The organism is Epilithonimonas pallida, assembly GCF_900182975.1.
GTDB classification, from domain to species: Bacteria; Bacteroidota; Bacteroidia; order Flavobacteriales; family Weeksellaceae; genus Epilithonimonas; species Epilithonimonas pallida.
In genome coordinates, this window is sequence record NZ_FXUO01000004.1 from 150,462 (window position 1) to 161,743 (window position 11,282).

At 36.0% G+C, this 11,282-nt stretch carries 13 protein-coding genes; 4 read left to right on the plus strand and 9 right to left on the minus strand.

The window, feature by feature from the left end; genetic code table 11:
* Window positions 1-85: 85 nt before the first annotated feature.
* From QOL71_RS09050 to QOL71_RS09075, 6 genes are all read right to left on the minus strand, one after another.
* Complete coding sequence (locus QOL71_RS09050) at window positions 86-1,309, minus strand: NADH-quinone oxidoreductase subunit D (RefSeq protein WP_283416613.1); 1,224 nt, start codon at window positions 1,307-1,309, stop codon at window positions 86-88.
* 68 nt (window positions 1,310-1,377) lie between these two features.
* The gene (locus QOL71_RS09055; protein WP_283416614.1) at window positions 1,378-1,872 is read right to left on the minus strand and encodes an NADH-quinone oxidoreductase subunit C; all 495 of its coding nucleotides are present in this window, start codon (window positions 1,870-1,872) and stop codon (window positions 1,378-1,380) included.
* 36 nt (window positions 1,873-1,908) lie between these two features.
* Entirely contained in the window at window positions 1,909-2,469 is a 561-nt protein-coding gene (locus QOL71_RS09060; RefSeq protein ID WP_283416615.1) for an NADH-quinone oxidoreductase subunit B, read from the minus strand.
* Window positions 2,470-2,541: 72 nt separating this feature from the next.
* Complete coding sequence (locus QOL71_RS09065; protein ID WP_283416616.1) at window positions 2,542-2,913, minus strand: NADH-quinone oxidoreductase subunit A; 372 nt, start codon at window positions 2,911-2,913, stop codon at window positions 2,542-2,544.
* 120 nt (window positions 2,914-3,033) lie between these two features.
* On the minus strand, window positions 3,034-3,219 hold the full coding sequence (locus tag QOL71_RS09070) for a hypothetical protein (RefSeq protein ID WP_283416617.1): 186 nt from the start codon (window positions 3,217-3,219) through the stop codon (window positions 3,034-3,036).
* Between the two features lie 61 nt (window positions 3,220-3,280).
* A complete protein-coding gene (locus QOL71_RS09075) occupies window positions 3,281-4,411 on the minus strand; it encodes a GNAT family N-acetyltransferase (protein ID WP_283416618.1) in 1,131 nt (376 codons plus the stop codon).
* Between the two features lie 99 nt (window positions 4,412-4,510).
* Between QOL71_RS09075 and QOL71_RS09080 the strand changes: the two genes are divergently transcribed.
* Window positions 4,511-5,221 carry a zinc metallopeptidase gene (locus QOL71_RS09080; RefSeq protein ID WP_120213586.1) on the plus strand — a complete coding sequence of 237 codons (711 nt, stop codon included), beginning with the start codon at window positions 4,511-4,513 and terminating at the stop codon, window positions 5,219-5,221.
* A 3-nt stretch (window positions 5,222-5,224) separates the two neighbouring features.
* Here QOL71_RS09080 and QOL71_RS09085 read toward each other — a convergent pair whose 3' ends face one another.
* Window positions 5,225-5,821 carry an IMPACT family protein gene (locus tag QOL71_RS09085; protein WP_283416619.1) on the minus strand — a complete coding sequence of 199 codons (597 nt, stop codon included), beginning with the start codon at window positions 5,819-5,821 and terminating at the stop codon, window positions 5,225-5,227.
* Between the two features lie 170 nt (window positions 5,822-5,991).
* Between QOL71_RS09085 and QOL71_RS09090 the strand changes: the two genes are divergently transcribed.
* Complete coding sequence (locus tag QOL71_RS09090) at window positions 5,992-7,071, plus strand: 3-oxoacyl-ACP synthase III family protein (RefSeq protein WP_283416620.1); 1,080 nt, start codon at window positions 5,992-5,994, stop codon at window positions 7,069-7,071.
* Between the two features lie 81 nt (window positions 7,072-7,152).
* Window positions 7,153-8,358, plus strand: coding sequence for a metallophosphoesterase (locus tag QOL71_RS09095; RefSeq protein WP_283416621.1), 1,206 nt, complete (start codon window positions 7,153-7,155; stop codon window positions 8,356-8,358).
* 175 nt (window positions 8,359-8,533) lie between these two features.
* Here the strand turns inward: QOL71_RS09095 and QOL71_RS09100 are convergent, their stop codons facing one another.
* Together QOL71_RS09100 and QOL71_RS09105 are read right to left on the minus strand one after the other, a co-directional pair.
* Complete coding sequence (locus QOL71_RS09100; RefSeq protein ID WP_283416622.1) at window positions 8,534-9,286, minus strand: polysaccharide deacetylase family protein; 753 nt, start codon at window positions 9,284-9,286, stop codon at window positions 8,534-8,536.
* A 68-nt stretch (window positions 9,287-9,354) separates the two neighbouring features.
* Window positions 9,355-10,326 (minus strand): NAD-dependent epimerase/dehydratase family protein, encoded by a 972-nt coding sequence (locus QOL71_RS09105; RefSeq protein ID WP_283416623.1) that lies wholly within the window; start codon window positions 10,324-10,326, stop codon window positions 9,355-9,357.
* Between the two features lie 93 nt (window positions 10,327-10,419).
* Here QOL71_RS09105 and QOL71_RS09110 point away from each other — a divergent pair, with 93 nt between their 5' ends.
* Window positions 10,420-11,250: a sulfurtransferase gene (locus tag QOL71_RS09110; RefSeq protein WP_283416624.1), complete on the plus strand. Its 831-nt coding sequence runs from the start codon at window positions 10,420-10,422 to the stop codon at window positions 11,248-11,250.
* Window positions 11,251-11,282 lie beyond the last annotated feature (32 nt).

Below are 11,282 nucleotides of genomic sequence, written 5' to 3' on the forward strand. Positions count from 1 at the left end.
AGTCTAAAAATCTTATCATTTAACATTTATCTTGAATAGTATTTTAGATTAATCAAAATTTATAATCTAAAGTTTATAATTTGAATTACGCGTCTAATTCTCCCGCAATTACATTCATGCTACACATTGTAACAATCGCGTCAGAGATTACTGAACCTGTAATCATTTCCGGATATGCCTGATAATAGATGAAGCAAGGTCTTCTGAAGTGCAGTCTGTAAGGAGTTCTTCCGCCATCACTTACCAGATAGAATCCTAATTCTCCGTTTCCGCCTTCTACTGCGTGATAAACTTCACCTTTAGGCACATCAGTTTCGCCCATGACGATTTTGAAATGGTAAATCAAAGCTTCCATTTTTTGATAAACATCTGCTTTTTCGGGAAGATAAAAATCCGGAACATCTTCATGGAAAGGTCCTTCAGGAAGGTTTTCGTAAGCTTGTTTGATGATTTTAATAGACTCCCAAACTTCCTGCTGACGAACCATAAAACGGTCATAAGTATCACCGGCAGTTCCTACAGGAATAATAAAATCAAAATCTTCATAAGAAGAATAAGGCTGTGCCACTCTCACATCATAATCCACACCACAGGCACGAAGATTAGGCCCAGTGAAACCATAGCTCAAGGCTCTTTCCGCTGAAATTGCTCCTGCTCCAATGGTTCTGTCCATAAAGATTCTGTTTCTTTCCAAAAGGTTACAGAACTCTTGGAATCTTGGCGGGAAAGTTTTTAGGAAATCTTTCAATAACTCATGAAACTTCGGTGTAAAATCTCTTTCAAAGCCTCCAATTCTTCCCATATTGGTTGTCATTCTCGCACCACAGATCTGCTCATACATATCGTAGATACGCTCTCTTTCAATGAACATATAAGTAAGGCCGGTAATTGCTCCAGAGTCCATTCCTGTCACACCATTACAAATCAAATGGTCACCAATTCTAGCCAATTCCATCAGAATAACGCGCATGTAATCTACACGCTTTGGAACTTCAACACCAATCAGCTTTTCTACTGTCATATGCCAGCCAAGATTATTGATAGGTGCAGAACAATAGTTCATACGATCAGTAAGCGTGGTAATCTGAGAGAAATTTCTTCTTTCAGAAATTTTTTCAAAAGCTCTATGGATATAACCTACTGTCTGCTCAGCATGAAGAATTCTTTCTCCGTCCATGGTAAGAACGTTCTGGAAAATCCCGTGAGTCGCAGGGTGAGTAGGACCAAGATTCAACGTGTATAATTGCCCGTCGATTTGTTCCTTGCTTTCGTATTGGTTAAGTATATTAGATAATGAGTTATCTTTCATAATATATAATTGATAATTGATAAGCGATAATTGATCATTAATCAATCATCATTAATCATTTATATTTTTTATCTTCCGAACATTGCATCGTTCTTGTCCGTTCTTGTTCTATCTTCCAGCTTATATTCTTTCAGCATCGGATGATATCCCAGGTCTTCCATATTCAAGATTGGTCTCAAATCCGGATGCCCTTTGAATTTGATTCCGTAAAAATCAAAAGTTTCTCTTTCCATCCAGTTGGCACCTGCATATAGTTCTGTCAAAGAATCAACTTCTGCGTTTTCTCTCGACATAAAAGCTTTCAGACGGATTCTGAAATTTGCCATCATATTATGCAAATGATAAACAACGCCAATTTCTTTTTCAGGAGTTTCTGGATAATGGATTCCGCATATATCAGTCAGAAAATTGAATTCCAAAGTTGAATCCTTTAAGTAATGAATTACTTTTTTAATATCATCTTTCTTGATTTCCACTGTCAGCATCCCGTAAGGTTCTGAACTGGATATCACTGAATCCGGAAATTCCCTAGTTATAGCTTCTAATACAAATTCGTTCGTCATAATTAAATTCAAAATTTAAAATTCAATAATCGAATTTTAATTACTAATGTTATAAGAGTCTAAAAGGGCCTGATATTCCGGTGTATCTCTTCTTCTGATGCTTTCGCTTTCTGCCAAAGCCTGAACCTGCATCACACCTTCGATAATTTGTTCCGGCCTTGGCGGACAACCTGGAACGTAAACGTCAACAGGAATGATTTTGTCAATCCCTTGAAGAACGGAGTAAGTATCAAAAATACCGCCGCTGGAAGCACAAGCTCCAACAGCAACAACCCATTTTGGCTCAGCCATCTGGGTGTAAACTTCTTTCAAAACCGGACCTAATTTTTTGGAAATAGTTCCGCAAACCATCAACATATCTGCTTGTCTTGGCGAGAAAGAGTTTCTTTCCATCCCGAATCTTGATGCATCGTATGTTGGGTTCAATGTAGCCATAAACTCGATACCGCAACAAGAAGTAGCGAACGGTAACGGCCAAAGAGAATATTTTCTTGCCATCCCGATAACATTGCTCAATTTAGTTGCGAAAAATCCTTCTCCTTCAAATCCTTCAGGAGCTGGTGCATCTGTTCTTATTACTGGTTTTTTATCTGACATTTCTTTTAATTATAAATTATAAATGATTAGTGATAAATGATTTCCAGAAAAATTTATCATTAATAATTAATTTTACTTATCCCAATCCAGAGCACCTCTTTTCCAAACATAGAAAAAGGCCACAAAGAAAATAGCTACGAATGTAAGAACCGCTAAAAAGCCTTCCATTCCAAATTCTCTGAAGTTAACAGCATAAGGATAAAAAAATACGATTTCTATATCGAATAGTACAAACAATACTGCAGTCAGGAAATATTTGATGGAAAATGGCGTTCTTGCGTTTCCTTCTACAGCAACTCCACATTCCCAGCTCTGGTTTTTAACAGAGTTCCCTTTCTTTTGTTTTGGCCCAAGGAAATGAGCACCTAATAAAGAAATAATGACAAAACCAAGTCCAACTGCTGCCTGAATTAGTATTGGAATATAATTTTCCGGTAAATTCATAAGATCTAAATTTAACTATGCAAAAATACTAAATAAAGATTTAATATATTAAATTATCCGGCTTACGAAAAGGAGAGAAAAGTCTGTTTTTATAAATTTAGAATAATTATAAATAAGGAATTATTTTTCTTTATTACCGATTCTCTTGAGAACAAGATAGGCAATGTAAGCGATATATAGAAATAAGACGCTGGCAAACAGGATGTTGATGATTGTATCTGTTTTTTTGTCTTCGATTGGATTCAGAAAGTTGTACAGGACAAACAGAATGATAAGGACGGCGTAGATGTATAATTGCTTTTTCAAATCGAAATTGATTTTAAAGGTTGAACTGTAATTTCGAAAAATAAATTCGTTAAACGATTGTTTAGTTTTTGATTTCTAATGAATACGTTCTTCTCCGCTTGTGATTGACAGGATTGTAGTCCTGCCAGAGAAGCTGTACGTTTTTATTCTCTTCCAGTTCCGGATTAGTTTCAGCAAACTTAATTCCCATTTTCGTAAAGCGATCAAATATTTCCTTAAAAATAATGGCTGTAACACCACGTCTTTGATATTCCGGATGAACGCCGATCAAATAAAAATTAGCTCTGTCGTTTTTCTTTCCGGCTTGCAGAAAATGCCACCAGCCAAAAGGAAAAAGTTTGCCTTTGGATTTTTGCAAAGCTTTTGAATAGGAAGGCATTGTTATCGCAAAAGATACGAGTTCGTTATTTTCATCGGCTACACAAATAATGTAATTCTTATCAATGAAAGGGAAATATTTTTCTTTGTAAGTTTTGATCTGTTCTTCCGAAATTGGCGTGTAGGTCGAGAGATGTTTATAAGTTTCGTCTAGTAATTTGAACATCGGATCAACGAGAGGAAGTATCTCTTGTTTTGACTTGAAGTTAATGACTTTCAGTTTGTATTTCTCGGCGATCAAACTACTGAATTTTACCACTTTTTCCGGTAAAACTTCCGGGAAATTAATTTCGAATTCTACCCATTCCTTTTCTTTGGCAAGGCCAAGATTTTCAAGATGTGTAGGATAATATTCAAAGTTATAAAGACCGATCATAGTTGCCAATTTGTCAAATCCCATTGTCAGCATTCCGGCTTTATCAAGATTGGTAAAACCCATTGGTCCTTCGATCTTGTCTGTATGATTATCCTTGGCAAATTGTATTGCCGTGTCGATTAAAGCTTTGGAAACTTCCTGATCGTCGATGAAATCCAGCCATCCGAATCTCACTTTTTTGACTCCAAGCTCCTGCGCTTCTTTATTATTGATCATTACGGCAATTCTACCAACAATCTTATCGTTCTTATAAGCAAGAAATTGTTTAGCAACAGAATATGACAAAGCCGGGTTTTCTTCTTTTTTCCAAATGTTCTTTTCTTCGTTAATCAATGGCGGGACATAATTGGGATTGTTTTTATACAATTCCATCGGAAATTTTATGAACTTCATCAGGTCATTCTCCGTAATCACTTGCTTTATAACAACATTTTCCATATTCTTGCTTATCAATAACACAAAGATAGGTTTTAAGGCAAAATAAGCAATGTTTTGGCATAATTTTTCCTTAAAATCACATAATTATTTTTTATAAAAATGACAGGCTATTATTTAATTATTGGGATTTCGATGTTGTTTAGCTGGATTGTTTCCGCAAGGCTCAAATCGAAGTTCGAGCACTACTCCAAAGTACATCTCAGAAACGGGATGTCCGGAAAAGAAGTGGCAGAAAAAATGTTGAGGGATAATGGGATTAATGATGTTCAGGTAATCTCCGTACCGGGACAGTTAACAGATCATTATAATCCGGAAAATAAAACCGTGAATCTTTCTGAAGCTGTATATATGCAGAGAAATGCAGCGGCGGCGGCAGTTGCGGCTCACGAATGCGGACACGCTGTCCAGCACGCCGTGGGTTACTCTATGTTGCAGTTGAGATCAAAAATGGTTCCTGTTGTTAACATAAGTTCCAGACTTTTACAATTTGTTTTGTTCGCTGGTATTGCAATTATGGTAGGAACAAGAACTATTGATAATCCAAACGGAAATACAACTGTTTTGGCAATAGGTGTTGCGCTTTTTGCGGTGACCACATTATTTGCATTTATAACATTGCCGGTTGAATATGATGCGAGCAACCGTGCATTGAAATGGTTGAAATCTACTGGAACAGTTACAGCGGAAGAATATGAAGGCGCAGAGGATTCTCTCAAATGGGCTGCCAGAACTTATGTTGTTGCAGCATTGGGATCGTTGGCTCAGCTTCTTTATTTTGCTTCGATGCTTATGGGAAATAGACGGGATTAAAAGTTATGAAAAATTAAATTCCAACAGCATCTCAGACAATTCGTTTGAGATGTTTTCTTTTTTAGAAGTTTTAATATTAGCTTTGATGATACAGATTTCCTTTGCGTCAAACTCAATGATTTTTGCGTCGTATTTATTCAGCAGGGTGAAGATTTGATTTTGCTGAGAAAATTTGAACTGAATATCTAATTCGGTTTCTAATTCTTTGGTAATGATTTCTGCTTGTTCCAATGTGTATTTTGCAGATTCTTTATAAGTTTTAACCAAACCGCCAACGCCTAATTTTGTCCCACCATAATATCTGATAACGACCACCAAAACGTTTGTGATCTGATGAGCAAGAAGCTGATTGTAGATAGGCAAACCAGCACTTCCTGAAGGTTCACCGTCATCATTGGCCCGGTAATTTTCTCCATTGATTCCTAATCTGTAGGCGTAACAGTGATGTGTTGCTTTAGGATGGATTTCGTAAAGGTGATTCAATCGTTCTTTGATATCCGTTTCAGAGTTAACAGGATAGGCAAATCCAATGAACTTGCTTCCTTTCTCTTTTAACAGAGCATCTTCTATTGGCTTTTTTATGGTTTGGAATTCAAACATTTGTCAAAAATAGAAAATTCTTAAATTAAAATCTTTCCATTTGCTAAAGTAAAAAAAAACATTCCTGCCAATAATAGCAACGCTTTTGCGTAAGTCTCAAAAAATCAGAAAAAATAAAATTCCGTCAATTAATTTTTATGTAATTTTGCATTTAAAATTTTTTAATATCAATGCCTAATACATTAATCATTGGCTCCGGAAGTTATGTTCCGGAAAACGTAATAGAAGGTTCTCATTTCAAAGATGCTGTCTTTTATGATGATAACCATCAGTTGATCGAAAAACCAACAGAGGAGATTATCGAGAAATTTGTGGACATTACAGAGATAGAAAGAAGAAGGTACGCCAATCCGGAAGATTTTAACTCAGATTTGGCTCACAGAGCGTCTCTTGAGGCTATTGAAGATGCCGGTATTGATAAGGAAGAAATTGATTATATTATTTTCGCTACCAATTTTGGTGAGGTGGATGTGAACGGAATTCCGAATTTTATGCCATCAATGTCAGCAAGACTGAAAGGTAAATTGGGCATCAAAAGAAGAGATTGTATCAATTATGATATGATTTTCGGATGTCCGGGTTGGGTAGAGTCTCTGATTTTAGCTGATACGATGATCAAGGCTGGAAAAGCTAAAACCGTTTTGGTTGTTGGCGGCGAAACATTAAGCAGGGTTACCGACCCTTATGACAGAAATAAAATGATTTTTGCGGATGGTGCCGGAGCTGTTGTGGTGACTGCTACCGAAGATTCTACTGTTGGTGTTTTGGCGGATAATACACTTTGCGATAACGGGGAAGAATTGTGTTATTTGGAAAACGGACCATCTTTGAATCTGGAGCACGATCAAAGTCAGTTATTTATCAGAATGAGAGGCCGTAAAATCTACGAATATGCACTTAAAAATGTTCCTGACGCAATCAAAGCTACGATTGATAAAGCGGGTCTTGATATCTCTGATATTAGTAAAATATTAATTCATCAGGCCAATGCAAAGATGGATTATGCAATGATCGGCAGATTGTTCAAATTATATGGACAAAAAGATTACGACCACGCGATTTCTCCTATGACAATCCAGGAGTTAGGGAATTCTTCTGTTGCTACGGTTCCGACTTTGTTTGATCTTATCAGAAAAGGTAAAATGGAAGGTCAGCAATTCACACCGGGTTCTCATATCTTGTTTACGTCTGTAGGAGCCGGGATGAATATCAATTGTGTGGTTTACAAATTTCCGGAAGGGAAAATTTAAATTACAATAAAGTAAATCTATATTTTAAACGTCAATAACAAAAAGGAATAGTTTTTATTCCTTTTGTTTTTTTATAATATTATGCAAAAGACCATCTTATTTCTTCTCGGTATATTTTTACTTCTGGAAATTTATGTTTATCAGGCTTTTAAAACACTTTATTCTAATCAGAATGCAAGATTAATCTATTGGATCCCAACGATTCTGGTTTATGTTTTTTTGTTTTACTCGATTCTCACTTTTGACAGAGCTTCGCACAAGTATCTCAATCTTCAGATTGTATTTTCTGTGATTTTGATTTTTTTATTACCAAAGCTCTTGGTAGCCATATTTCTTTTGATCGAAGATTTAATGAGACTACTAAATTTCGGTTACAATTATGTCGCAACAGAGAATCACGGTTATCCGTCAAGACGAAAATTCATAAGTTTGGTTGGACTTGGTTCAGGAGCTATTTTGGCGGGAATTATTTTGGATGGAATTGTCTTCGGAAAATACCGCCATAGAGCAAGAATAGTAAGGATTAAACTGAAGAATCTTCCGGTAAGTTTCAGAGGTTATAAAATCGTTCAGATTTCTGATGTGCATAGCGGCAGTTTTCAGAATCCAAAACATCTGCAACACGCCATTGATTTGATTAATGAGCAGAATGCGGATTTGGTGCTTTTTACCGGTGATATGGTGAATAATTATGCGGATGAGTTTGTCCCGTTTATAGATTTGTTTTCCCAGATCAAAGGGAAAGATGGTAAGTTTGCAGTTCTCGGAAACCACGATTATGGTGAATATGGCGTTTGGAAAAACATTGACGATAGAAAAAATAACATCCCTAGACTCATCGAAAATGAAAGAAAAGCTGGTTTCGAGATGTTGCGGAATGAACATCGTGTCATTGAAAGGAATGGTGAAAAATTATATATTCTTGGGGTCGAAAACTGGGGGATTCCACCGTTTCCACAATTTGGAGATCTGGATAAGGCTTCGGAAAATGTGCCTACAGATGCAGTTAAAATCCTGATGTCACACGATCCTTCCCATTTTGATGCGGTAGTTAAAAAGCATCCTAAAAACATCCAGTTAACACTTTCCGGGCATACACACGGGATGCAGTTCGGTATTGACTTGAAAAACTTCAAATGGTCACCTGTGAAATACAAATACCCGAAATGGGCAGACCTCTACGAGAGTGAAGGCAAATATCTATATGTTAACCGGGGTTTTGGAGTGATTGGTTATCCTGGTAGAGTAGGGGTGTTGCCAGAGATTACTGTTTTTGAATTGAGTTAATTTATCAATTCTCTTTTTAATAATAAAAAAGCCTGTTTATCAATACAACGATAACAGGCTTTTCTATATGGTTTCTGTACATCCGCTGTACACTTCCTTTACCTTGGTTTTATTTCAATCTTGTTATTAATAATTGAAAAATAAATCTTTTTATTTGATAAATCTTTAATTTTTATTAAAACAAATAATCCTTCATTCTCGAAACAGCTATTTCATTTTCATCGATGAACTGAAACAGCTGCTCAATACGGTCTTCGAATCTGCGACCAATGTTGATCCTTTTATAAAACGGAAGTTCAAACGGTAACTCAGCGGAATTGAAAAACTGCCATGCATTGGCATAGATCATAATGTGTTCATTGTTCTTCAAACTTTCCAGAAGCATGCTTTCATAATACTTCATTGGTGTTACCTGGAGCACATAATCATTGAACGGAAGTTGCGAATAAGGCGACTGGCTTTCCGGAACTATGGTCAAATCATTCTGGATATGAACTTCGGTTTTTTCGGTCAGTTTTCGCCACAGAAAATTGAGTCTGGATTCTTCAATATTGGATACGTAATTGAAGTCCAGATTTTTAATTTCTGAGTAAGAAATCTGATGATGTTTTTGTCTTAAACCACGAACCGGTTTTTCCAAAAATTGCTCTAAATTCTGCTTAGTTTTTTCTATGTTTTCTGGTGTGGAATTGACATTATAAAATGCAATTTCGTGGCCTGAAAAAGAGATAGCTTTAATTAACTTTTGGAGCTTTTCCACAAGAGGAATTTCTACGAAAAAAGTAGCTTTGAATTCGTGAAGTTCTAATAAAAGCAGAATAATTTCTGTCTTTTCTTCGATAGCTTTTATCAATTCTTTTTCTGAAATATATTTTTGATTTAATATTTTGTTTTCAGAAACCGATATGTTAAAAGTTAATAAAATCACTTAAATTAAAATTTATATATTATTTGTAAATAATTTAAAATCAGATGTTAAAATATATTTTAATTGAATTAATTATTCAGATTATATTGTTTTCCTAATTTCTTTTTAAGATTATTTATCATATCTATTGACATTGATGAAATGTCAAACTTATAATCCAATCCCCAATCTTGTTTTGCGGCAGAATCATCAATGCTTGCCGGCCAGGAATCTGCAATCGCCTGACGGAAATCCGGCTCATATTTTATCTCAAAATCCGGCATTGTTTTTTTGATCTCTTCAGCAAGTTCTTTTGGTGTAAAACTCATTCCTCCCAAGTTATAAGAATAACGGATTTTCACCTGTTCTTTCTGAGCAGTCATCAGCTTGATTGTTGCGTCAATTGCATCGTCCATATATAACATTGGCATCGCTGTATTTTCGCTGATGAAGCTCGTGTATTTTCCATTTTCTACAGCTTCATAAAATATCTCAACGGCATAATCTGTAGTGCCTCCACCGGCTGGTGCTTTCCAGGAAATCAAACCGGGATAACGGATGCTTCTGATATCAACGCCGTATTTTTCGAAGTAATATTCGCACCATTTTTCACCTGCCATTTTCGAGATTCCGTAAACGGTTGTCGGATTAAGTACAACTTCCTGTCCCACATTTTCTTTAGGAATTCCTTTTCCGAAAACTGCAATGGAACTCGGCCAGAATATTTTTTTAATCATACCTTCTTTTGCCAATTCGCAAAGATGAATCAATGGGTCAAGGTTGAGTTTCCACGCAAAAAGTGGTTGCTTTTCCGAAGTTCCGGATAAGAGCGATGCTAGATGATAAACAGTAGTAATCTTATGTTCTTTGATGATGTCTGTAACGGCTTGAAAATTAGTAACATCTAATCTTTCATAATAACCTGCTTCCGTAATGCCCTCTTTCCACTTATCGAGACCAGAAGCAATCACATTTTCTTTACCATAAATTTCTGATAATCTTAAGGTTAGTTCTGTTCCGATTTGCCCTAGTGCGCCGGTGATGAGAATTTTTTCTGTCATAGTTTCATTTTTACTTTTCCTGATTCGCAAATCTAATTAAATTTGGGATTGAGAATCAAAAAGAATTCCAATAAATTTTTAAAATATGATAATATGCAAAATCAGTCACCCATAATAGAAGTTGATGAATTAATTAAGATATCTGAAAATCCGAATCTCAGAATTTTTGATGTCAGAACTGGTCCTGTTGCCAAAGAAGAATATCTTAAAAAACATCTCAAGAATTCAGTTTTTGTTGATTTGAATTCTGATTTGGCAGAAATTGATAATCCAAAAAATGGAGGTCGACATCCGCTTCCGAAATTTGAAAATTTTGTCAAGACTTTAGGCAAATTAGGAATTGATAAAGATTTTCACGTTGTGATTTACGATGATAAAAATGGTGCTAATGCTGCTGCAAGACTTTGGTGGATGTTGCGTGCGGTTGGTCACACCAATGTTCAGGTTCTTAATGGCGGATTACAATTTGCGGAAAATCAAAATTACCCTTTAAGTTCTGGTGAATATTCTTATTCTGAAACTGAATATATTTCTGAATTCAACGATTGGCAATTGCCACAGGTTTGGATAGATGATGTGAAAAAAACAATACAAGATTCTGATGCTGTGATTGTGGATGTAAGAGAGTCTCCGCGTTACAATGGTATCACAGAGCCGATTGATTTGGCCGCAGGGCATATCCCGAATGCCCAGAATTTTCCTTTTATTGATAACCTGGATGAAAACGGTTTGTTCAAATCTCCAGAAGCTCTCAGGAACATCTATTCCGAATTATTTGAGAATTATGACAAGAGCAAAATCGCGTTCCATTGCGGAAGCGGTGTAACGGCTTGTCATTCTTTGTTAGCATTGCATTATGCAGGCTTTGAAATCCCCAATTTGTATGTTGGAAGCTGGAGCGAGTGGAGTAGAAATGAAGTTTAATTGTCAATTGTTAATTGTTATCATTGATAATT

Excerpts from the sequence above, each read along its gene's own strand:
- QOL71_RS09095 (WP_283416621.1), top strand. The coding sequence starts at position 7,153 with ATGCAAAAGACCATCTTATTTCTTCTCGGTATATTTTTACTTCTGGAA.
- QOL71_RS09110 (WP_283416624.1), top strand. The coding sequence starts at position 10,420 with ATGCAAAATCAGTCACCCATAATAGAAGTTGATGAATTAATTAAGATA.
- QOL71_RS09090 (WP_283416620.1), top strand. The coding sequence starts at position 5,992 with ATGCCTAATACATTAATCATTGGCTCCGGAAGTTATGTTCCGGAAAAC.
- QOL71_RS09085 (WP_283416619.1), bottom strand. The coding sequence starts at position 5,821 with ATGTTTGAATTCCAAACCATAAAAAAGCCAATAGAAGATGCTCTGTTA.
- QOL71_RS09055 (WP_283416614.1), bottom strand. The coding sequence starts at position 1,872 with ATGACGAACGAATTTGTATTAGAAGCTATAACTAGGGAATTTCCGGAT.
- QOL71_RS09065 (WP_283416616.1), bottom strand. The coding sequence starts at position 2,913 with ATGAATTTACCGGAAAATTATATTCCAATACTAATTCAGGCAGCAGTT.
- QOL71_RS09080 (WP_120213586.1), top strand. The coding sequence starts at position 4,511 with ATGACAGGCTATTATTTAATTATTGGGATTTCGATGTTGTTTAGCTGG.
- QOL71_RS09105 (WP_283416623.1), bottom strand. The coding sequence starts at position 10,326 with ATGACAGAAAAAATTCTCATCACCGGCGCACTAGGGCAAATCGGAACA.
- QOL71_RS09060 (WP_283416615.1), bottom strand. The coding sequence starts at position 2,469 with ATGTCAGATAAAAAACCAGTAATAAGAACAGATGCACCAGCTCCTGAA.
- QOL71_RS09050 (WP_283416613.1), bottom strand. The coding sequence starts at position 1,309 with ATGAAAGATAACTCATTATCTAATATACTTAACCAATACGAAAGCAAG.
- QOL71_RS09075 (WP_283416618.1), bottom strand. The coding sequence starts at position 4,411 with ATGGAAAATGTTGTTATAAAGCAAGTGATTACGGAGAATGACCTGATG.